Below are 21639 nucleotides of genomic sequence, written 5' to 3'. Positions count from 1 at the left end.
CCAACTGAGTCGCCGACTTGATATGGCCTCTTGAGCTGCGGTGCAGGCTGAGCCGACCGCAACTTTCAGCGAATACAGCGACATGAGAACTTATACTTTGAAGGGTGTGCGAGCTTTCGGTTGGATGTCGGGGGCAGTGTTTCTCCTCGGCAGTGGCCTGCTCGGCTCAGCGTGCTCCTCGCGCGACCTCGAGCTGGTCATGCACGACCTGTGCAATTTCCGTCAGCAGGGCACCGCCTACGCCGAATTCGCCGTTTTTGAATCGGAATGCCCCGGCAACACCTGTGGGGATGTAGAGGTCCAGCTCGCGGCCGGAGACACTACGGGTGCCGTGTTCCGCTCGGTTGTGGCCGAGGGCAACGGACTCCCTGAGGTTGGTACACTTTCTGCGCGGAAATATGCATTCGGCGTGATCCTCAAAGATGACACGTGCAAGCCCATCGCCACTGGCTGCACCTGCGCGAACCTCGATGACATCAAGAAAGTGGAGATCAACGTTGCTGCTTGGGCGAACTGCCCAGTGGACGGGCAGTGCTCAGAGGTCGATGCTTGCACGCCACTCAGAGCGAGCACCGCGTGTATCGCTCCCTCGACCTGCGTCGGGGGTCGCTGCGAAGGCGAGCCTGGCGACGGTGGCACCGGAGATTCCTCCACCGACGGCGGTGGGGGCGGCTGCAGCCTGAGCGTCGTGGCGAGCGGTGAACTCCCGGCCGCGGCAGCGGAGGATGCGAATCTGTCCGGTCCGGCGATCGTCGCGACCCCCAGCGGATTCGTGATTGGCTTCCGCGAGCAGAACCCCGCCACCACGACGCTTCAGCTGGTTTTACAGGGCGTGACAGACGCCGGCGCGCCCGCGTCGCCCAGCAAGATCCCGCTCTCCGCCTGCGCAGAGACCCCCAAGGACCCGGGGCTCGGGATCGCGTTTGGTGACGGAGGGGGTGTGCTCACCGCGAGCCTTCCAAACTGCACCGGCGGCGGCGCAGGCGCGGTGTTCGCGACCTTTGATGCCGGCGGCGCTTCCACGGGGAACAACTCCGTCTCGAACCCCGCGTTCTCCGAACTCACACTGGCGCGTAACCACTCTGCCAGTCCTGTCGCTGGGTCGGCCAATGATTTCGAGTTCGTGTATCGCGTGCTGACCACCAGTGGTGTCGTGGTGCAGAGCGCGACCCTCGAGGGGGCGGGTTTCAAAGGGGGCGTGAACACCTCGAACCTGTTCATGGCCGCCCCGGCCGGCTTCGCGGAAGTGAGCCGCACGGCAACGGTGCGTGGCCTGCTTGGCCAAATCCCCGATCGCGCAGCGGTGGTGCTCCAGGTTGGTGCACCCGAAGCCGCCACGCCAACGGAGATCGAGCTGCCCGACGCGACCTGGGGTGCGATCACTTCGTGGGACGACCGCGTGCTGGCGATGGTGCCCGAGGCTACAGGCATCCACTACCAGTTGACTGACGCGACTGGTGCAGACCTCGGTCAGGGCAGCGCCGGTAGTGGTTCCGTTCGTGGTGGTGACGTCGCCCAACTTGGGGATCGTGTGTTCTTCCTCACCGGTGCGTCAGAGAAGCTGACCATCATCCCGTACACCGGGGCGAACGCCACGCTCACCGCGGGGACAGCTGCTGTCTTTGACGGGACCGTGGGCAGCACCGACTTGACGGGCTTCGAAGGTGATTTGGTGAGCATGGCCGCCGCGCGTGGCTTGGTCGCGGTCGCCTGGATGACGCGCTCGAAGCTCAGCGCTGGTGAGCCGACCGGTGGCTGGGCGGTGCTGTCCTGCAGCGAGTGAGACGCCTATGACGGGGCTCCGGTGAAGACCCGCGTCGACCGCCGCCTGCTCGACGAAGCGGAGCGTTTCCAGCTCCGCTTCGCTTGTGAGTCGTGTTGCTACTTCGCACCAGCCGAGGACACTCGCTGCTGCGCGCTGGGCTATCCCAACGCCGAACATCTCGAGCAGCAGCGCGACGTGGGGTCGGAGTTGGTGTTCTGCAAGGAGTTCGAGCTGGCTTGACGGTTCGAAGCGCTGCGTTGTGTCTCGCTCTCACCCCCCAACCCTGATCAAGTTGGTTCAGGCGACCCTGAAGGACCTCGACCTGCGCGGGGCGAGGCTGCTGGTGGCGGTGAGTGGTGGCCCCGACTCGATGGCCCTGCTCCATGTGTTGGCGCTCTCGCAGCAGAAGCTTGGGCTTCGAGTTTGGGCGCATGGTGTGGACCACGGCCTGCGTGGTGAGGCTGGCGCCGAGCTCGACTTGGCGCAGGCGTTGGCGGAAGCGCACGGAGTCGCGTTCACGCGCTCTCGCATCTCGCTGCCCAAGGGAGGCAACCTCCAGGAGCGCGCTCGGGTGGCGCGCTACCGTGAGCTCGAAGCTGTGGCCCAGCACCACGAGGCCCTGGTGTGCACCGCGCACCACGCGGACGACCGGGCGGAGACGCTGCTACTGCGCTTGCTACGCGGCTCGGGCCCCGGCGGCCTCGCTGTGCTGCCTCCGAGAAGTGGCGATCGGGTACGACCGATGATCCGCGCCACACGCGGTGATGTACTCCGCCACGTCGAGCGCCACGCTCTCCAAGTCGCCAGTGATCCATCCAACGCGGATCCGCGATTCTTGCGCGTGCGGGTGAGGCGGGAGCTGCTGCCGCTGCTCGAGCAGCTATCCCCGGGCATCGTGGGGCATCTCACCGCGCTCGCGGATCAGCTCGGGGAGGAATCGGCGCTGCGGGGCGGCCTGAACCGGGCGCAAGTTCAAGCCTTGCAGCACGCGCTGATTCAGCAGCAACCCGTGGAGCTGGCGCTCAAGGGCGGACAAACACTGAAATTCGCACCCGAGAGCGCTTCAGGCACTGAACAGCCTTCGCGTGGGACGCGCGGCACGTTGTCGCTCAGACGCAGCAGCAAGTGACCGGCGAAACTCAGTGGCGTCGCCCGGCGTACTTGAAGAGCCGGGCATTTGCTCGGGATTTTTGCGTCTCTTAGGTCGACGGCATTGTGGGTCGTCAAGGGATGCACGAACGCCGGTTCGACATTAGGTAGAGAGGGACTCACTACGAGGGTGAAAAACCAACGCGAAACCATCGCCAGCGCATGCTCTCCCGGTTAAGAACCCGGACTGCCCGGGCCTCGGGTGCACTGCCGGCGTGGCGATGGCATGATGAAGCAAGTCATCACCGCTCGTAGGGAACGACCAACTACCGATTCATCTCGCGCCGCTTGGGCTCGAGCACGTCACTACTCACCATCGCATCGCAAGCCGCTGAGGAACAGTGAAGCAACCCCATAAGACCGTCCTCCTCTGGGTCGTCCTGATCGTCGCCTTCTTCGCGATTTGGCACTTCGTCGATAGCGACGGCCAGCATCGCAAGTCCGTCGCCTTCAGTGAGTTCATGGCGCTGGTGGAGGCACCTCCGGACAAGAAGCACGTCGAAGAAGTCGATATCAAGGATACGCGATATCGCTTCACCGTCGTCGAGCCCAACAACCCCAAGGGCGAAAAGAAGGAGACCATCGGACCGGCTGTCTCTGACGCCATCATGAAGCGCCTGCTGCGCAATGATGTGAAGGTCAACTACGAGCAGGAGGAGAGCAATCCAATCCTCACCACGATGCTCACCATCTTGCTACCGATGGTGATCCTGCTGGTGATGTTCTACCTCTTCATGCGTCAGCTGCAGGCCGGTGGAGGCAAGGCGATGAGCTTCGGCAAGAGCCGGGCGCGCTTGCTGAACGAGGCGCAGAACAAGGTCACTTTCGCCGACGTCGCGGGTGTGGACGAGGCGAAGGACGAGGTTGAGGAGCTGATCGCTTTCCTCAAGGATCCAAAGAAGTTCCAGAAGCTCGGCGGGCGCATCCCGAAGGGCGTCTTGATGATGGGGCCCCCCGGCACGGGTAAGACGCTGCTCGCTCGCGCCATCGCAGGTGAAGCCGGCGTGCCCTTCTTCAGCATCTCCGGCTCCGACTTCGTGGAGATGTTCGTGGGTGTCGGTGCGAGTCGCGTTCGCGACCTGTTCGAGCAAGGCAAGAAGCACGCGCCCTGCATCATCTTCATCGACGAGATCGACGCCGTCGGCCGTCATCGTGGCGCTGGCCTCGGTGGTGGACACGACGAGCGTGAGCAGACGTTGAACCAGCTCCTGGTGGAGATGGACGGCTTCGAGAGCAACGAAGGCGTGATCATCATCGCCGCCACGAACCGTCCCGACGTTCTCGACCCCGCGATCCTGCGTCCTGGTCGCTTCGACCGCCGCATCGTGGTGCCGCGCCCGGATATCCGCGGTCGTGAAGGCATCCTGGCTGTGCACACCAAGAAGGTGCCGCTGGGAGTCGACGTGGACCTGTCAATCTTGGCGGCGGGTACCCCGGGCTTCGTCGGAGCCGATCTCGAGAACCTGGTCAACGAGGCCGCTCTGCTTGCCGCGCGGCAAGACAAAGACTGCGTGTCGATGATCGACTTCGAGATGGCCAAGGACAAGGTCCTCATGGGCACCGAGCGCAAGTCGATGGTGATGAGCGAGACGGAGCGTCGCACGGCTGCGTGGCACGAGGCGGGTCACACCCTGGTGGGCATGCTCGTCGACGGCAACGACCCGGTGCACAAGGTCTCGATCATCCCCCGCGGCGCCGCCCTCGGCGTGACGATGTTCCTGCCTCAGGAAGACCGTCACCTGATGACGCGCAAGCAGACCCTGGCTCGCATCGCGATGGCCCTCGGTGGCCGCGTCGCGGAAGAGCTGGTCTTCACGGAGATCACCACCGGCGCTCAGGACGACATCAAGCGCGCCACCGGCATGGCTCGCGCCATGGTGTGTGAGCACGGCATGACGGACGCCCTTGGTCCCATCGCCTACGGTGAGCAGGAAGAGAGCATCTTCCTCGGCCGTGAGATGGCGTCGCGTCGCGACGACTACTCCGACGACACCGCTCGTCAAATCGACAAGGAACTGCGCAAGATCATCGAAGAGCAGTACTCATTGGCCAAGCGCACCTTGGAGGAAAACCGCGACGCGCTGGATCGCGTAGCCGAAGCCCTCCTGGAGCGTGAGACCTTGAGCTCTGAAGAGATCCGCTGCGCCATCAAGGGTGAGCCGCTACCTGAGCGAGCCAAGGTGCTGATCCCGCGCTGGACCGACAAGCGTCGCGAAAACAGCGAGAAGAAGCGCCCCGCCAGCATCTTCGGCGCACCCAAGCCTGCGCCGAGCACCTGACGGTAGCCTAGCGTGGTGCGCCTCGAAGGAAGGCGCGAGTGAAGAACCCCGCACTCCCCTCGGAGTCGCGGGGTTTGCTCTTTTGTCGCTCAGTCAATTGAGCGGCGTTCGCTCATTCGAGCGGCGTTCACTCTAATGGTGCGTTTCCGCGGGGTTTGGGGGTGAGGCGCACTGGTCTCAGTCAGCGTCTGCCGCAAGCCCCCGCGCCAGCTCGAGCAACGTGTCACGCTGGTTGAGCGCCGGTTCGTCCGTGACCCGCTCCAGCAAGGCGTCCAGGATGACGCCCAGCTGCTTGCTCGGCGGCAGCCCCAGCTCCTGCATCAAGTCCTTGCCGCCTATTGCCAGATCGCGAGTGCTCCAGATCATCCCGCACTGGAGCTCTTTTTCTACGCGGTAAATGAGACCGTTGAGCTGCGGTATGCGTTCTGGAGCGGTGGCGCTGAGGTCAGCGTTCACAAGCTCCCAAAGTTGCGGCAGGCATGGGTCAACCTGGCGCAGCCAGCGGCGCAGGCTCGCGGGGTCGTTCAGTGACTGGAAATCGATCACGTGGTGCCGCACAAGAGCCGCCACGCGTTCGCGCTCGGCGTTGGAGAAGCGCAGGCGCGCACACACGCTTTCCGCGATCTGGGCGCCTAGCTTCGCGTGCTCGCGAGCATCATCAGTAGCCAGAAGGCGCGGCTCGCCCACGTCGTGAAGCAGCGCCGCGGTGCGCAGGACCGGGTCTGCCGGGCAGGCGTCGAGCACCTGCATCAAATGCTGCCAGATCGGGCCGTCAAGCTCCGCGTGACCGCTCACGAAGTCGGCGCAGCTGAAGAGCTCCGGCACGCTGACTTCCAGCATTCCGTGGTCGAGCATGACCTGAAAGCCGCGGCTCGGCTTCGCCGTCTTGAGCGTCTTCATCCACTCGTCACGGATGCGTTCGGGGCTCACTTTGCGGTAGGTCGGCAGCGACGGACGCATCGCGGCTGCAGTGCTCTCTTCGAGTTCCATACCCAGAGACGCGACGAACCGCGCGGCGCGCAAGATGCGTAGACCATCTTCGTCAAAGCGCTCTTTCGCGACACCGACGGCGCGTAGGAGCTTCTGCTCCAGATCCAGGGCGCCGCCAAATGGATCGATCAGCTGCTCTTCCAGCGGATCGTAGGCGATGGCGTTTACCGTGAAGTCTCGTCGGGCCAAGTCCGCGCGGATATCATCTACGAAGTAGACTTCGTCTGGGCGGCGCCCGTCGCTGTAGGTGGTCTCTCCGCGCAAGGTCGTCACCTCGTAACCGACCCCGCTCAAGAGCACGGTGACGGTGCCGTGTTTGATGCCCGTGGGGATCACCTTGCGAAAGAGCTTCTGAACCTGCTCCGGTAGGGCGTCCGTGGCGATGTCCCAGTCGTTGCGAATCGACGCCGCCGAGGCATCCGAGGCGAGCAACAGATCACGCACACAGCCGCCGACCACCCAGGAGCGATGTCCAGCTCGCTTGAGCGTTTGGCAGAGCTTCAGCACATCGCTGGGAACCGCGTTCTTGAGAGCTTGGAGATCCACGATGGGCGCGCTTATAGCGCAGCAACCCCGTCTCCGCTCGAAAGCGCCTCAGTTCCAGGGATTGACGATGTCGCTTCCGCCGATTTGGGGCTTGGGCTTGGGCTTCGGTTGGGGCTTGGCTTCCGGCTTTGCCGTTGGCTTGGCTACCGGGCGCGCGTAGCCGACCGCCGCCTTGGCTTCTTTTTCCAGCTTGATCGACTGCTTCGTTTCCTTGCCGTCGAGCGCGAGCTTCTGGGTCTTGTAGCCTTCCGCGCGGATCTCGACGTCAACGGTGTCGCCTTCCGGCACCTTCAGCGAGACGGGGGATGCTCCCAGGTCTTCTTCTCCCCTGAAGACGTGTGCGTCCAGCGGCGCAACCGCGAGGATGACCTCGGTGGACTTCGGCTCCGCCGGTTTCTCTGCCACGGTTGCGGCGGCAGTGGCGACTGGAGTCTCCGTCTTCACGACTTCGGGTGCAGCGGTGGGCTGCGTCGCGGAGCTCGGTGGGCTCACTGCGAAAATCGTCCCGACGATTGCGATAGCTGCGACGACGCCAGCGACGCCAGCGTAGACCGGCCACTTCGAGCGCCCGCGGCGACCCGGGTCAGCCGGGACTGGCGCCGGCATGGCGCCCTTGTTGAAGTAGTCCGCGGGAACGTTGAAGCCACCCGAGCGCTGCATCATCTCCGGCACTGCCGTGGGGATATTGCCCGTCTCGAGGCGGTTCAGGTCCTCTACCAGATCGTTCATGTTCTGGTAGCGCTGTTCCGGCCGCTTGCTCAGGCACTTCAGGATGATGGCTTCCAGGCCTGGGGGGACCTCGTTGGGCTGCGGCACTAGGGCGCGTATCGGAACGGGCGCCTTGTACATGTGCTGCGTCAGGATGCCCATGAAGTTGTCGGCGTCGAACGGCACCTTGCCGCTCGCCATCTCGTACAAGATCACGCCCAGAGCGTAGATATCCACGCGATGGTCAACGGGCGCCCCGGCAGCCTGCTCGGGCGACATGTAGTGGGGCGTTCCGAACACAGAGCCCGCGCGGGTGATGCCGTGCTCGGCGGTGGAGACCTTCGCGATGCCGAAGTCGAGGATTTTGACGAAGTCCTTCTCCTTGCCGCGGTCGATCAAGAAGATGTTGTCTGGCTTCAGGTCGCGGTGGACGATCTCGACGTCGTGGGCAGCCGCCAGGCCCTCAGCCAGCTGACGACCGATGTGTACGATGCGCTGTATCCCCAGGGCAGCGCCACCGTCGATCAGGCTGGAGAGCGGTGTGCCTTCGAGGTATTCCATGACGAAATACGTCGAACCATCGGGGAGCTGACCAAAGTCGCTGATGTCGATGATGTGGGGGTTACCGATGGAGCTCGCGGCCTTGGCTTCGATCAGAAAGCGCTCGGTGACCTCGGCGTCCCGTGCCAGGTCGGCACGGAGGATCTTCATCGCGACCTTCTTGTCGATGATCTTGTGACGGCAGCGATACACCACGCCCATGCCGCCTTCGCCCAGGATCGCCTCGACTTTGTAGCGGTCGTCGATGGTGCACCCGAGGTAGGGATCCGGCTTCTTTCCGAGCTCCACTGCGGGCATATCCGGGATGGACGCCATGCTGCCTGGTGCGATCGTCGCGAGCTTCAGCCCGCCGGTATCCGCCCGCTTCGATTCCATCGGCGTGTCAGGGTAGGAGACGGCTCCCGCCGCTTCGCTCTCCATCGTCTTTTGGCGTTGTTCGCTCACGACCGGCTCCACTCTAATGAGGTGACACCCAAGAATCACCGACCAACTGTGCGCTCTCGCGGGCTCTAGCTGTTTCCATGCTGATTGGCTTCTACGCTTGAGCCGTGGCCTCGACCTACTGCGGCGAGGTGTTCCTCAATACCGAGGCGTATCCCCGAGAACTGCACTCCCGGCCGGTCGATGGGTGCAATATCCGTGCTCGCGTTCGTCTTGGCTTCGGTAAGTCTGGAGGCTGGCACCCGAAGATCCGTGGGGATTGAAACCATGCCTTGGTCGGTGGAGGGTTGCATTCGCGGCTGCCGGGGCTTTTCAGCGGGTTGCCTGGGCGTCACCCCGCCTTGGGGGAAGACACCGCCCGGGGGTTCAGTGTCAAAGCGAAGGACCCAAGCGGCACACTCCGGCAACCAGTGTCAGCCTCAGGTCGCGCAGTTCGGGTAGTGCTGGTTCACAGGCCACTGCACCGAACGCACGGGTCCGCAAAGCTTGCACACCCTGGAATTCAGAGTCGGGATGCAAGCGATTAGCCGCTCAAGCGTTGAGCCGATCGACGGCTCAGCTATAAGACCGGCGGCGTGCTGTCCAGTCGGGCGCGCGCCGAGAGACAGCATGGGATTCCCGCTTCAAATCGCGCTTCGATACATGGGCTCCAAGAAGCGCGCCTTCGTCTCGCTTGGCACTTCGCTAGCGATCCTGGGTGTTGCGCTCGGCACCGCCTGCCTGTCCATCGTGGTCAGCGTGACTGGCGGTTTCCGCTCCGAGTTCCGAGAGAAGGTGCTCGGCGTGAACGCGCACGTGCTTGTGCTGAAGTACTCGAGCGACTTTCGCGAGTACCGCAGCGTGATGAAGGACATGAAGGAAGTGCCCGGTGTGGTCGGCGTTGCTCCCTTCGTGATCAACCCGATGATGGTGAGTCACGGGGAGAAGACGGCGACCGGCGTCTTGTTGAAGGGAGTCGATCCCGATGTGTTTGGCGACGTGCTGGATCTGCCGAAGCACATCGTCAAAGGCGGTACGGAAGGGCTAAGAGTCCCCGGTGCGAAGCCGCCAGAGTCGACCCGCCGCTTGAGGGTGCGAGAGTCTCCGCTCGACGCGCCCAACAACAAGCAAGGCGATCCAAACTACATCGTCGATCTCGAGGACACGGCGAAGGACGGGGGGCTCTCCGCTAAGGACTTGCTCGAAGACGCCGAGGACGAGGACGGGGAGGCAAGCAAGGACTCCAAGCCGGGACTGACCAAACCCCGCAAGCAGGACCGGGCTGCGGCAAAGGGCGTCGCGAAGGATACGGCGCCACGCAAGGAGAACGGGGCTGCGCAGGACTCGGGGGATGCCGCGGAGGCACCTGACGCTCCTCCCCCCCAAACCGATGAACTCCCACCGGACGCTCCCGTGGGCTCCATCGTCCCCGATGGCGGGTACGACAGCGTATTACCGGACCCCGATTATATCCCCGAGGAACTAGATGAGGACCCGTGCAAGAGCGCGGAGACAGTGAAGAAGCTGCCCGGCATCATCATCGGGAAGAGCCTCGCGCAGTACCTGGGAGCTGACCTCGGCTCTTGTCTGCAGGTCACCTCGCCCACGGTCGGTTTCTCATTCGGCTCCGGAGGCTTTCGCCCCCCAGTGGCCAAGCGATTCCGCGTGATCGCGATCTTCGACGCTGGCTTTGACCAGTACGACTCGAAGCTGGTCTACACGGACCTCTACGAGTCCCAGGCCTTTCACAGCAACGGCGACAGCGTGACCGGTGTGGAGATGAAGATCTCGAACATCGACGACTCACAGCACGTGAAAGCCCTCGTCGACGAAAAGCTCAAGAGCTCCATCTACCACACGATGGATTGGAAGGAGCTGAACCACGGGCTCTTCACCGCGCTGCAGATCCAGCAAATCACCATCAGCTTGGTGCTGGCACTGATGATCCTCGTGGCGGCCTTCACGGTGCTGGCGACGCTGATCATGGTGGTGCTCGACAAGAAGCGCGAGATCGCAGTGATGAAGGCCATGGGCGCCACCGACTGGGCGCTGGTGCGGGCTTTTCTGTACCAAGGCGGCATCATCGGCGTGTTTGGCGCTGGCGGTGGTCTCGGCCTCGGCTATGCCGTTTGCTACTACCTGACGGTGAAACCTTTCCCCTTGGATCCGAAGGTCTACTTCATCTCGCACCTGCCGGTGCAGGTGGACCCGAAGTGGTTCCTCGCGGCAGGGATTTTCTCCATGGTGGTGTGCTTGATCGGCAGCCTCTGGCCCGCAGTTCACGCAGCCACACTGCGCCCCGCGGAAGCCTTCCGGGAGCAGTGAGCGCCACTCAGAGCAGGATCGGGATCTGAGAGCGGCGTAGCAAGCCCATGACCCGCGCCGTGAGTTCGGGTGCACGGAACGGCTTGGGGACGAAGTCGTCTGCGCCAGCATCGAACGCCGCGACGATGTCTTCGCTCGCCGAGTGAGCCGTTAGGAACAGGATGGGCAAGCGTGATCCGATCTCGCGCAGTCGGGTGCAGAGCTGAAGTCCGGTCATGCCTGGCAAGTTCCAGTCCAACACCATCAGATCGAACTGCTCCTTTCGCAGGACGTCGAGTGCTTGTTCGGCGCTGGACGCCGTCTTGGTTTCATAGCCGGCGTGCACCAAGAGCGCCCCCACCACGCGCTGCAGATCCTGGTCGTCGTCCACCAGCAGCACCCGTGTGTTTGGGGGGACATTTTCCACGTAGGAAATACGGTTCACCGGGACGCTGGGGGGAGGTAGGCTTGCGCGGCTGTCGTCATCGACCTGAGTGAAGTCGAGCAGATGCTCCCAGTCTCGCTCCTCGAAGGCCAAGCGCACGCCTGCGCCTCGATCCGCGATGCAGGCAGCGACGGAGGTGGACTCTTCGCCGACGCAGAAATGCGCCAACACCCACTCGCCCTCCCGAAAGCGCTCTCCGGGCGGCAAATCGAGATCTTGATCGTCGCCGCTCAGGTCCAGCTGTTGCGCTAGCTGATCCAGCGACTCAAAGCGAAACACCACGGAACGCACGAGGCGGAGACTAGTACAAGCCAGGGGGCACGCTACCGCTTGGGTGTGCTTTCTCCCCTTACGACCACCGCAGTCTAGCTAGGGACGCGCACCCGGGTCATGCCCAGGCAGACCAAGCAGCAGCATGCGAGAACCAGGCCGCTCCCAAGTTGTGGCAGGTTGGCCGGAGGAGTCGAACCCAAGAGATTGGCGATATGCGCGCGTGGAAAAGGCAGCGCGAGGGCGCCGGTCGTCGCCCCGAGCAGCCAGTCAGCACCAATGAACCAAACCCGCGCGTGGCCGTGGCGCCCAAACCCGGAGGCAGCGGTGAGGTAGCTTGCGTAGGCGATGCCTGCCTCCACGCCGACACCCGCGGAGCGCAGCGCGTCCCCGCCGGTGCCGCCACCGAGGAGCACCGTTTCGAGAGCGAGCAGCGCGAACCAGACGAGCAAGGTCAGCGAAAGACCGCACCACAACCCGAGCAACGTACCGCGCCGATCCGCACCCCAGCGCGCGGGCTCCGCCACGCTCTCGAGCAGCGAACCTGAGCCGAACGCCCGACGGCTGAGCGAGAGCGCGCCGAAAGGCATGATCAGACCAAAGGCCAGGCCCAGCAGACTCAGATCGAGACCTTCGGGCTGGCTGCGAAACAAGACGGAGCCGAGACCCGCAATCAACAACCCGAGGGCGAGCACTCCGAGCGAGCCCCAGCTCGTGAGGCGGGTCCGCGCCAGGGACAGGCCAATGCGAAATCCGCTCATGCCTGGTGTTCCGGTTCCCGTTGCGCTGCCGCGTCGGTCGCTACTGGCGCCTCGCTTGATACGGCACCGCGCTGTGCCGCATCACTCGGCTGGATTCGCGCCTGATGGAAAGCTGCTTGCGCTGCTCCTGCAGCACGCGCGCGCAGCTGATCGACGGTGGGTGTGACGCTGCTGATGCGGGTGATTTCCAAGCCAAGCTCCAGTGCAGCGTGCATCGCCGCGAGGCTCGCTCGCTCACTGGGACCAGTCAGGGTGAGTTGCGTTGGGCGACCCGCATCGTAGCTGACCCCCAAGCCTCCCACTTCCAGCAACGCTCGCGCGAGGCGACTGCTCTTTTCACACTCGATCACCAACTGTTGCGACCCACCGAGCAGCGCGTGGTCACGCTCGAGCTCGAGCAACCTGCCGCGATCCAGCAGCCATCCCCGCCCCTCGAGGTACTGAGCGTGGCTCGGGTTGCTGGTGAGTACGATAACGCAGGCTCCGCGCTCGGCCTGATGCGCGAGACGCGTCATCACGACCTGTGCGGGGATCCCTGGCAAGGCGGTGAACGGCTCGTAGGCAATCAGCGCCACCCGCGCGACCGAGGTGGCCAACAGGAACGCGACGCTGCGCCGTTCGTCAGCCGTCAGGCTCTGGGCCTTGCGGTCGAGTAGGTTGCAGGTGGCGAGGAGCTCGCCTGCTGCTTGCTCGCTTTGCCGAGGCAGACGTTGGGTGAGCAGTTGTTCAATGTTGCCGCGGGGAAATTCGGGTTCCAGGGGGAGCACGCTGCCTATCTTGCGGCGTGTGTGCGCCGAACGAAACGGGTCAGCGCCTGATAGGGCGACGCAGCCAGGCTTCGTGGCGCGCGCCCCCGTCAAGCACTCCGCGAGGTCAACCAAGCCGTCTTCTTGGCGACCCAGGATGACATGATAGCCTTGGGGAAATTCCGCAGTGACGCCTCGTAGTAACCCCGACCACAACCCGCGTAGCTGCAACATCACGCACCCCCCAGACGCAGGATGCCGTCGAGCATCGCGTCCAGCGCGCGGGGTACATCGATCAGCTTGAACCAGCGCTCTGATAGGAACATTGGCCCGAGCACGACGAAGAGCAGCAGCCAGCGCCCTTTGCGTTCTCCAAGCAGCGAGGCGCCCGCCCCCGCGAGCCCAGCGGCGAAGGCGAGTCCCGCGATGTAAGCGCCTCCAGCCAATAGCTGAAGACCTCGCGCGGGCAGCTCTGCGAAGCTTCGGCTCAACAGCAAGGCGCACCCAAGGGCGATGAAGCCGGGGATTGCCAAGCGGGAAAACACGAAGCGCACGCCTCCTTGCAGCGCTGCGAGCTCGAGCCGCGTGTGGGGCACACCCAGGGAATGCAAGGTGCGGGGTAAACGCGAGTCCTGGCGCAGCCGGGAAAGGCAGCTGATGGCGGCTAGAGTCGCGGGCACCACGACGAGCCAGGATGCCCAGCCCAGAGCGCGCACAGCGATACTGTCCAAATCCCCACGGGATCCGGCGCGAACCACGACCATCAACACCAACGTGGTGATACTCACCAGTGCGCTAGAAAACGTCGCGAATCGCGCCCATCCCAGCCTGCCGATGCGGCGCGCAATCAGCCGATCGAACGCGCGCGGGGAGGGGGCGAGGGGCTGCATGGGAAGGGCGTACACTAGTCACGACCAACGCAGCGCGCAGTCAGAAAGCGCGCCTGAGGTGAGCAGAAGTAGGGCAAGCGCCTGCTCAGGGTTGGGGTAACGATAATCTTTCGAGCGAACTACGGAGTCGCGTCGCCAAATCGGTTAAGTTATCCAGGTCGCGGGGGCGATTTCCGCGACTGGACACCGTTGCTCTACCTTCTGGGCGGGCAGCGACCATGGGTTAATCGCGCGCAGACGGCGTAGGGCGCGTTCGTTCGCACCACACCAGTTGGCGTCGCGACTCGGGAGGCTTGATGAACGCGCGCTTCGCTTCTGCTTGGATCTTGGTTGCTCTTGGGGCCACCGTTGCCGCTTGTGGAAGCGGTGCGGACGCATCCTCCTCAGGAGGCTCTGGCGCTTCCGGAGGCGCCGCGGGCACTGCGGGCGCTACGAGCGGTGGCGCCGCGGGCGTTGGTGGCAGCAGCACCGGAGGCACCGCTGCTGTGGGTGGCGCGGCGGGAGCTTCGGGCAGCGGCGGCACCGGAGGGGTTGCCACGTGCGATCCCGATGCGGACCACGACAATATCCTGGACGAGTTCGAGGGTCGGGACTCAAACCGCGATACCGATAAAGACGGCACTCCCGACTACCTCGACACGGACAGCGACGACGATGGCATCCCCGATCTCTTCGAAGGGGATCCCTCCGGGTGCGATGCGCCGGACTCTGACGGAGATGGCGTACCGAACTACCTAGACCTCGACAGCGACGACAACGGGATCCCGGATAAGGACGAGTTTTATCCCGACGGATCCGCGTACGACGAAAACAAGCCAGCTGGTGATGCGGACGGCGATGGCTTGCCCGACGCATACGACGACGACAACGATGGGGACTTCGTCAAGGACGTGGATGAGCTAGGCGGGAAGCCGCCGGTCGATACCGACAGTGACGGGGACTACGACCACAACGATCCGGACTCCGACGATGACGGGATCCGCGATGACTTCGAGGGCACCGACGACACGGACGGCGACGGCACCCCTGACTTCCGCGATCTAGATTCGGATGGAGATCTGGTGCCGGATGCCTGCGAAGCTGGCTTTGGGCATCAACTCGACCAAGACGCCGCCAACACCGACTCCGACGCGAACGCGGATCCGTACGACCGCGACTCGGACAACGACGGCTTGGTGGACTCTGTAGAAGACAAGAACGGCGACTGCACCGTTAACCAGGGAGAGACGGACCGCATCAAGGCGGACACCGACGGCGATGGTGCGAATGACCTGATCGAGAACACGTTGGGCAGCGATCCGACTCGTAGCGCAGAAACCCCGCAGTCGCTTGGTCGCTACTACTTCGTCATGCCCTACCAGGAATCTCCGATTCCGACGCAACAGGACGTTGTCCTGCGGACGAACCTCAACAAGGGTGATATCGCGTTCGTCGTGGATGCAACGGGCAGCATGGGTCCGGCAATCGCGAATATCCGCACCAACCTGAACAACCTGATCACCACGATCAAGAACGACGTCCCCGAAGCTCAATTCGGTGTCGCCGCCGCTCAGGATTTCCCCGTGGATCCATACGGCGCCTCCACGAACAAGCCTGTCAGCGTCCCGACCAACGGCTTCATGACGACTGACACGGCCAAGACGCAAGCGGCGGTGGACTCGCTGACGACGGATGACGGCAAGGACAGCCCGGAGGCGCTGATCCCTGCGCTGCATAAGGTGCTCGCCAACGAGGCGACGTTCTGGCCGAGCGGTGGTTACCAGGCCCCGTTCACCCCCGGCGTCGGCGACTACGGCGCGCTCGGCTTCCGCAGCGACGCCTTGCCTATCCTGGTGCTGATTAGCGACGCCGCCTCTCACAACGGCCGACGCATGATTTGTAAAGAATCTCCGTTCGAGGCGTGTCGCGCGGGTTGCTGCAACGTGGTTCAGGCGGCGCGGCACGACGAGTACTCCTTCACCGCCGCGAACGCGGACGATTTGGTGACGGAGATGCAGGGTCGCGGGGCGAAGTTCATCGGTGTTGCCCTCAACGACGGCGGCACCCAGCGCTACGCCGGCCCTTATCCCGACATGGCCTACCTGGTTGACCAAACGGGGTCTCACGTGAAGGCCGCCAGCTTCAGCGGGAGTCAGTGCCCAACGGATGTGTACTCGAATACGGTCATTCCCGACGGTCCCCTGATCAACAGCTTGGCGACGTGTCGTCTGATCTTCGCAAGCCACAAGGATGGTTCGACGGTCGCGAACACCATCTCTGCAGGCATCAAGGCGTTGCTCAGCGGTCTGGAGGTCGATGTGCGGCTGCGCGCCAAGAACGATACGAATCCGCCTTACCTGGCGATCAACGCCGTCGACGAGTTCGTTTCCTCTATCGAGGTGTATCCGCAGGGGAACATTCAAGATCCGGCGGAGCCCGGGACGTTCTGTGAGTTTTTGCCAGCGGCGAATATAGAAGACAACTGGGCCGACAACTACGGCATCACCCCCGGCACTGACGGTCACGACGACACGGTGACGGACCTCGTCCCAGGTACGCGCATCTGCTTCCGCATCAAAGCGAAGTCGAACACCAGCATCCAACAAACGTCGCAGGTGCAGGTCGCTAGCGCGCGCATTCAGGTGCAAGCGAAGAACGTCGGTCAGACAGATGAGCTGATTGTTGGCTCGCCGCGAGAAGTGCTGTTCGTTATCCCGCCAGTCCCCCAGTGATGGACCCAGCACAACACACGCTTCGCTAGCGCACGTTCCGCCTGGCTTCTTCCTCGGCCAGTGCCGTGCGGATCAAAGGACGGCCTGGCTCCAGGGCGTCGGCGCGCTCCAGCCAAGCCCTGGCGCTGGCGTCGCCAAGGGCATGCAAGCCGAGCGCCAGGCAGTAGATGGCGACTGCGGCGTCAGGCTCCAGCTCCAGCGCCCGCTTGGCCGCGCCGACGGCGAACGCGGGACGTCGTCGCTCGAGCTCTGCGGTAGCAATCCAGCTGAGGGCGGCCGCCGCGTAGCTATCCTCCGCCGTCGCTAGCGGGAGCAACAACTGAATGGCTTGGGTGGGCTCTCCCTTGCGCAGCAGCCGTCGCCCCTCGAGTAGGATTAGCTCCGGCTCAGGGCCGAAGTGACTTAGCGCCCTGCGGCTCACCGCGTCAGCTTCGGCGGTTCGTCCCAAGCTCAACAGGCTCTCGCAGAGCCCGGTGAATCCCAGGAGCTCGTCGGGATCGACTTCGGTGAGGCGCTTGAACTGACTGCGCGCCCGCTCGAAGTCCGCTGCGTTGAAGTACAGGCGTGCGAGGTTTGCGCGCGCCGGCGCGAAGCCAGGGTCGACCTTGAGGGCTTCTTGGTAGTGCCGAGACGCGATGTCCGGTCGGCCCTTGCGCTCTTCCAGGACACCCAGCCCATGATGTGGCTGGGCCACGTCGGGGTTCAGACGCTTCGCCCTGGCGAGTAGCGTGCGAGCTCGCGTGAAGTTTCCGCGTTGTAGCTCGACCAATCCCAAGTTGGTCAGCGCCTCGACGAAGTGCGGGTTGTACTCGAGCGCCACTTCGAAGCGGGCGCTCGCCGTCTCGAGATCGCCTTCTGCCAGCGCTTGGGTTCCTTGGTCGTTCAGTTGGATGGCTTTGGGCGGAAGCGGTGCTGCCCCCGCACACGCGGCTAGCAGCAGCCCCACGCAGATCGCGAAACGGTGCATGCCGCCCTGGTCGGGTCAATCGGCGCTCCGGTTGCGCGAAGCCTCGCATTCTAGTGAGGCTGGAATCGGGCTCCGGTCTCCGCTCGAACAATGCGATTTCCGCTGTTTCCTCTGCTTTTGGGGGAGAGATCCCACGTCCAGTCTCTGCTCATCCAACTGCCAAGTCGCGAATCGTGTGCAATTCGTCGGCTGCCCCACCGGCGCTCGGGTTTCGCGTCTGGTCAAGGCGGTTGCGAAGCAGGGCATCGATGTGGATAGCTTCGGCCCCCATGGTTCCGGACGACGAAGACGACGTAGATCGCGACGAATTGGATCGCGACGAAGAAGCAGACAGCGACGTGGAAGCAACCTCCGCGCCCGAAGCGTCAACCGGTGCCAGCTCCAAGAAGCCGTCCGCCGCAGCGGATGATTCGGATGACTCCGACGCTGAGGACGGCTCGGAGGAAGACGAAGAGGACGAGCCTGCCCCCGCGAAACGCAAGCGCCCCCTCGTCGATGAAGACGACGACGAGGACGAGGACGACGAGGACGAGGAAGACGAAGACCCCGCTCCCGCGAAGCGCAGGCGTCCCGTGGTCGATGACGATGACGATGACGACGATGAAGATGAAGATGAGGACGCAGATGAAGACGACGCGGCCGAACTCGCTCGTCGGCGTCGCGCAAAGCGCCGAGCCCAACGCCTCAAGGTAGGCAAGAAGAAGCGCCGCAAGAAGCGCGTCAAGCGCCCGCCTCTACCCAAGACCGAAGCAGAACTCGACAGCCCGAATCGCTCGACGACGTTCATGATCTGGTCTCTGGTTGGTGTCACCTTGTTGCTTTGGGGCTTCGCCCGCACCGCCTGCAACTTCAACCCACCTCAGGTGGACAAGCCCAAGTTGGCTGAGCTGGACGTGCTCGCGCGGGAACCGAAGGACGCAGCGATCGAGTTCGAGATCCGCCTGCGGGAGCATCGCTTCGACATCTCGGAGAAGCTCGCCGCCAGCGCCGCAAAGGGGATCGTTGCGCAGGCAAAGCAGGCCTGCGGCTCCAGCTGCCCCGAGCTGGAACACGGAAAGATCCTCTGCGAGGGTGCGGTAATGACTCGCAGCGCCGCTGGCGCGGCAGTCCGCGTTGGCTGCAAAGAGGGCGACAAGTGGGAGTACAAGCTGCTCACGTTGGTGCGTGACGGCAACGAGTACCGTGTTTCCGCACGGGAAGATGCGCAGGGGCCAGCCCCCGTCGGCGCGACCGCCGCACCGCCCACCACAGCAATGCCCACGGGCCTTCCGTCTGCTCTCCCAACGGCTCCGGCGCCCAGCGCCAGTGCTCCAGCGCCCAAGCCGCCGGCCCCCAAGAAGCCCGCGCCGCTCAAGCCGGCGCCCACGGCCCCCTGAGTAGCCAGCCAAAAAAAGAACGCGGCGCCTTCAGGGGCGCCGCGTCTTGTTCGGCGTATTGGGTCAGCGCCGCGCTCGTCGTGCCCGCCCACTCGCCATGATCCTCCCTGGGCGCGTCAGGGGGTCATCAAGCGGCGCCCTGCAAGCGCCCCAACCACGGTGAAGGCAATCACCACGATTCCGTGGGAGAACAGCAAGTGGAGCTTGTCCGTCGTGGGACACGCCATGCCGACGGCAAGGGCTGCACCTAGGCCGCCAACCAGCCCAGCGAGCGCGCCGCTCAGGCGCGGTGTCAACGGGTCTGTGCGACGCCACGCGAAGAGCACGCCGGCAGAGCTCAGCCCACCAATGGCCAGGGAGAAGATGCCGCACTCGGTCGCGCGCCAGGTTGACGCGCTGTGGCTGACGAAGTCGCCGACTGATTCTCCGGGTTGGCCCGTGAGCAGCAGGTAGGCGAAAAAGAGCACCGGCAGGCCAAACGCGATCGCTGTACGCAGCCGCACCCCGCCTCGCTTGCCAGGTGGTTTCGCGAAGCCGATGACGAGCACGCTGAGCATCACCACGCCCCACCCCACGGCACCCAACAGGGCGGTTCGCAACGCGGCGGGCGGCTCGGCGTGGTGTCCAAACAAGACGACCAGCGCAGCCATCAAGCCCATCGAAAAGAACACCGAAATCAAGAGGCGCGAGCGTACGCTCAGGTTCTTGCTCGGGCACAGGTCGCGCGTGCATTCCGCGCGGATTTTAGCCGAGACCTTGGAGCACGGTCCGTGGCTCTCTTCGCTGCGCCCCAGCTCCGACCACGGCAGGTCGTCCATCTCAGACAACTCCGCGTCCAGATCGTCCGGATCCAAGCCGTCTGGCAGGGCTGGGCGTGATGGCGGGCTCACGGCGCACCTCGGGAGAAGCTGTCCAAAGACTTGCGCAAGAGCGCGTAGCCTCGATGTACCCGAAGCTTGACCGCCTGAGGGGTCGCGCCGAGCACCTCCGCCGCTTCAGCGATGGATAGGCCACTCACCTTCGTGAGCTCGATCGCCTCGCGATAGGCGCTGGGTAGGCGGTTCATCGCGCGCTCCAGGGCCGCGACGGTGTCCGTGGGCAGCCCATTCGTTTCGCCGGCACTGGGCTCTGGCAAGGTGCCGTCGTCGCTCAGGTCCTCGTTGCGGCTGCTCGCTCGGCGGCGTTCGTCTAGGAAGGAGCGCCGGGCAATTGCGAACACCCAGGGCATGAATGGCGCTCCGGTGATGTAGCTGTCTCGCGCGCGGTGAAGCTTGGAGTAGGTCACCTGCAACAGGTCTTCGGCGCGCTCCCGGTGACGCGTCAGGCGGAGCAAGTAGCCAAACACCCGAGCAGAGGAGCGCCGATACAGCTCGTCGAAGGCCTCTGCGCTACCTTGGGTGTACTGCTCCATCAGGAGCTCCAAGGTCAGCTCGATCTGCTCCCCGTCCATGCTGCTGCCCCTACGCGTTAGCGCAGCTGTGGCGGGAGGTCTCGCGGGCTTTGCTGAACCGTCGAGCAGCGCTCCCTTAGGGTCTTCGAGGGACCAGCCGCTCCAGGTTTCAGCTCGCGCAACGGACATGGGACAACAACCCATGGATACGCGGCAAAAGCAGGCCGAGTTTCAAGGATCTGAGCGCCACAGCGCCGTGAGCCCGCTGGACTCACGGCGCCGTTTCGCGGCATCAGGCCTGGGGTCGAAAAAATCGAGGCCCCGCCTCAGATCAGCTCTTTGAGGTCGAGCATTTCCGAGACGTCGGGCATCAGCACCAGCTCGACCCGCCGGTTCGCCTGGCGGTGCTCATCGGTGTCATTGGCCTCGATGGGATCCGTCTCCCCGTACCCGGCCGCATGCAGGCGCGTCGGGTCGAGGCCGCCGCCGCCACCCTTCGCGTCCGTCGGCGATACCAGGTACACGAGCACCTCACGTGCGCGCATTGCCGAGAGGCCCCAGTTGTCCTTGAACTGGCCGCCCTTCAGCGCAACGTCGTCGGTGTGACCCGCGACCTGGAAGAAGCGCTTGCTGAGCGTCGCGTCGTTGCGGATGACCGCCGCGACCTGGTCGAGCACCTCGACGCCTTCCTTGCGCAGCTTCTCTTTCCCCGAGGCAAAGAGCACGTCGCCGGGTAGCGAGATGACCATGCGGTTGCGCCGGATGGACACCTTCAAGCCGAGCGTCGTCAGCTTCTCCAGCTTCTGACGCAAGAGCTCGAAGCGCTGCTTGATGCGCTCGAGTTGAGCGGCGCGTGCCTTGTACTCCGCCAACGCGCGCGTGGTCTCGTCGAGGCTCGCGGAGAGCCTCGCCTTTTCTGCGCCCTCTGCTTCGAGCTGCTTGTTCAGCTCGTCCACGTTGACGCCCATTTCCTGGAGCTTGGCTTCAAGCGCTGCAACGCGCTGCATCGCCTTTTCCAACTCCGCTCGGGTCGCGGCGTGCTCCGTCTGCTCCTGCTTGAAGCGACTGTCGAGCTGCGCGTACTTGTCGAGCTGGGCTTTCCACTCTTCCTCGGAGTATCCGCACGCGACGGATAGCAGCGAGGCCGCCAAAACTACGCTGAGTTTTCGTTTCATCCTGTTCTCCCGCGGTCACGTCGACCGAGGGCCCAACGCTTACACAAAAGGCGCTGGAGTTGGAGTTGGCAGCTCGTGCTGGGACAATTTCTCGAGGAATGCGGGCGAACGGAGCCCGTACACGTGCCGCTAGGTAGCGAGCGGCATCGCAGGGGTTCGACCGCGTGGCGAAAGGTCGCGGTGCCC

The 21639-nt window shown here is 64.1% G+C and carries 18 protein-coding genes; 8 read left to right on the top strand and 10 right to left on the bottom strand.

Annotated features, from left to right (window positions below):
* Positions 1–82 precede the first annotated feature (82 nt).
* The 4 genes from H6718_31890 to H6718_31875 all read left to right on the top strand — a co-directional run bounded on the left by H6718_31890 (position 83) and on the right by H6718_31875 (position 5193).
* A complete protein-coding gene (locus H6718_31890; GenBank protein ID MCB9590060.1) occupies positions 83–1783 on the top strand; it encodes a hypothetical protein in 1701 nt (566 codons plus the stop codon).
* A 21-nt stretch (positions 1784–1804) separates the two neighbouring features.
* Positions 1805–2005, top strand: a complete 201-nt coding sequence (locus H6718_31885) for a hypothetical protein (protein ID MCB9590059.1) — start codon at positions 1805–1807, stop codon at positions 2003–2005.
* A 19-nt stretch (positions 2006–2024) separates the two neighbouring features.
* The gene (gene tilS / locus H6718_31880; GenBank protein ID MCB9590058.1) at positions 2025–2894 is read left to right on the top strand and encodes a tRNA lysidine(34) synthetase TilS; all 870 of its coding nucleotides are present in this window, start codon (positions 2025–2027) and stop codon (positions 2892–2894) included.
* A 481-nt stretch (positions 2895–3375) separates the two neighbouring features.
* Positions 3376–5193: an ATP-dependent zinc metalloprotease FtsH gene (locus H6718_31875; GenBank protein MCB9590057.1), complete on the top strand. Its 1818-nt coding sequence runs from the start codon at positions 3376–3378 to the stop codon at positions 5191–5193.
* Positions 5194–5370: 177 nt separating this feature from the next.
* On the opposite strand, the gene H6718_31870 is transcribed toward H6718_31875, so the two are convergent.
* Together H6718_31870 and H6718_31865 are read right to left on the bottom strand one after the other, a co-directional pair.
* Positions 5371–6729 carry an HD domain-containing protein gene (locus H6718_31870; protein MCB9590056.1) on the bottom strand — a complete coding sequence of 453 codons (1359 nt, stop codon included), beginning with the start codon at positions 6727–6729 and terminating at the stop codon, positions 5371–5373.
* A 48-nt stretch (positions 6730–6777) separates the two neighbouring features.
* Positions 6778–8418, bottom strand: a complete 1641-nt coding sequence (locus H6718_31865; protein ID MCB9590055.1) for a serine/threonine protein kinase — start codon at positions 8416–8418, stop codon at positions 6778–6780.
* A gap of 128 nt (positions 8419–8546) precedes the next feature.
* Between H6718_31865 and H6718_31860 the strand changes: the two genes are divergently transcribed.
* Entirely contained in the window at positions 8547–8702 is a 156-nt protein-coding gene (locus H6718_31860) for a hypothetical protein (GenBank protein MCB9590054.1), read from the top strand.
* 346 nt (positions 8703–9048) lie between these two features.
* The gene (locus H6718_31855; protein MCB9590053.1) at positions 9049–10743 is read left to right on the top strand and encodes an ABC transporter permease; all 1695 of its coding nucleotides are present in this window, start codon (positions 9049–9051) and stop codon (positions 10741–10743) included.
* 7 nt (positions 10744–10750) lie between these two features.
* On the opposite strand, the gene H6718_31850 is transcribed toward H6718_31855, so the two are convergent.
* The 4 genes from H6718_31850 to H6718_31835 form a co-directional block, all read right to left on the bottom strand.
* Entirely contained in the window at positions 10751–11458 is a 708-nt protein-coding gene (locus H6718_31850; GenBank protein ID MCB9590052.1) for a response regulator, read from the bottom strand.
* A 74-nt stretch (positions 11459–11532) separates the two neighbouring features.
* Positions 11533–12198 carry a hypothetical protein gene (locus tag H6718_31845; protein MCB9590051.1) on the bottom strand — a complete coding sequence of 222 codons (666 nt, stop codon included), beginning with the start codon at positions 12196–12198 and terminating at the stop codon, positions 11533–11535.
* Entirely contained in the window at positions 12195–13178 is a 984-nt protein-coding gene (locus H6718_31840; GenBank protein ID MCB9590050.1) for a hypothetical protein, read from the bottom strand. The genes H6718_31845 and H6718_31840 overlap by 4 nt, the downstream gene beginning before the upstream one ends.
* Positions 13178–13834, bottom strand: a complete 657-nt coding sequence (locus tag H6718_31835) for a hypothetical protein (protein MCB9590049.1) — start codon at positions 13832–13834, stop codon at positions 13178–13180. The genes H6718_31840 and H6718_31835 overlap by 1 nt, the downstream gene beginning before the upstream one ends.
* Positions 13835–14130: 296 nt before the next feature.
* On the opposite strand from H6718_31835, the gene H6718_31830 reads away from it, so the two are divergent.
* Positions 14131–16545 carry a hypothetical protein gene (locus H6718_31830; GenBank protein ID MCB9590048.1) on the top strand — a complete coding sequence of 805 codons (2415 nt, stop codon included), beginning with the start codon at positions 14131–14133 and terminating at the stop codon, positions 16543–16545.
* A gap of 25 nt (positions 16546–16570) precedes the next feature.
* Here H6718_31830 and H6718_31825 read toward each other — a convergent pair whose 3' ends face one another.
* Positions 16571–17512, bottom strand: coding sequence for a tetratricopeptide repeat protein (locus H6718_31825; GenBank protein MCB9590047.1), 942 nt, complete (start codon positions 17510–17512; stop codon positions 16571–16573).
* Between the two features lie 269 nt (positions 17513–17781).
* Here H6718_31825 and H6718_31820 point away from each other — a divergent pair, with 269 nt between their 5' ends.
* Positions 17782–18888: a hypothetical protein gene (locus H6718_31820; GenBank protein ID MCB9590046.1), complete on the top strand. Its 1107-nt coding sequence runs from the start codon at positions 17782–17784 to the stop codon at positions 18886–18888.
* Positions 18889–19004: 116 nt separating this feature from the next.
* Here H6718_31820 and H6718_31815 read toward each other — a convergent pair whose 3' ends face one another.
* The 3 genes from H6718_31815 to H6718_31805 form a co-directional block, all read right to left on the bottom strand.
* Positions 19005–19778 carry a DUF1109 family protein gene (locus H6718_31815; GenBank protein ID MCB9590045.1) on the bottom strand — a complete coding sequence of 258 codons (774 nt, stop codon included), beginning with the start codon at positions 19776–19778 and terminating at the stop codon, positions 19005–19007.
* Entirely contained in the window at positions 19775–20338 is a 564-nt protein-coding gene (locus H6718_31810) for an RNA polymerase sigma factor (GenBank protein ID MCB9590044.1), read from the bottom strand. Before H6718_31810 ends, H6718_31815 begins: the two co-directional genes overlap by 4 nt.
* A 266-nt stretch (positions 20339–20604) precedes the next feature.
* The gene (locus H6718_31805; GenBank protein ID MCB9590043.1) at positions 20605–21453 is read right to left on the bottom strand and encodes an OmpA family protein; all 849 of its coding nucleotides are present in this window, start codon (positions 21451–21453) and stop codon (positions 20605–20607) included.
* Between the last annotated feature and the right edge of the window lie 186 nt (positions 21454–21639).

This window comes from Polyangiaceae bacterium (assembly GCA_020633205.1).
Lineage (GTDB): Bacteria > Myxococcota_A > Polyangia > Polyangiales > Polyangiaceae > JAHBVY01.
The sequence above is the reverse complement of the archived record's forward strand: the minus strand, read 5'-3'. Positions and strand labels throughout refer to the sequence as shown.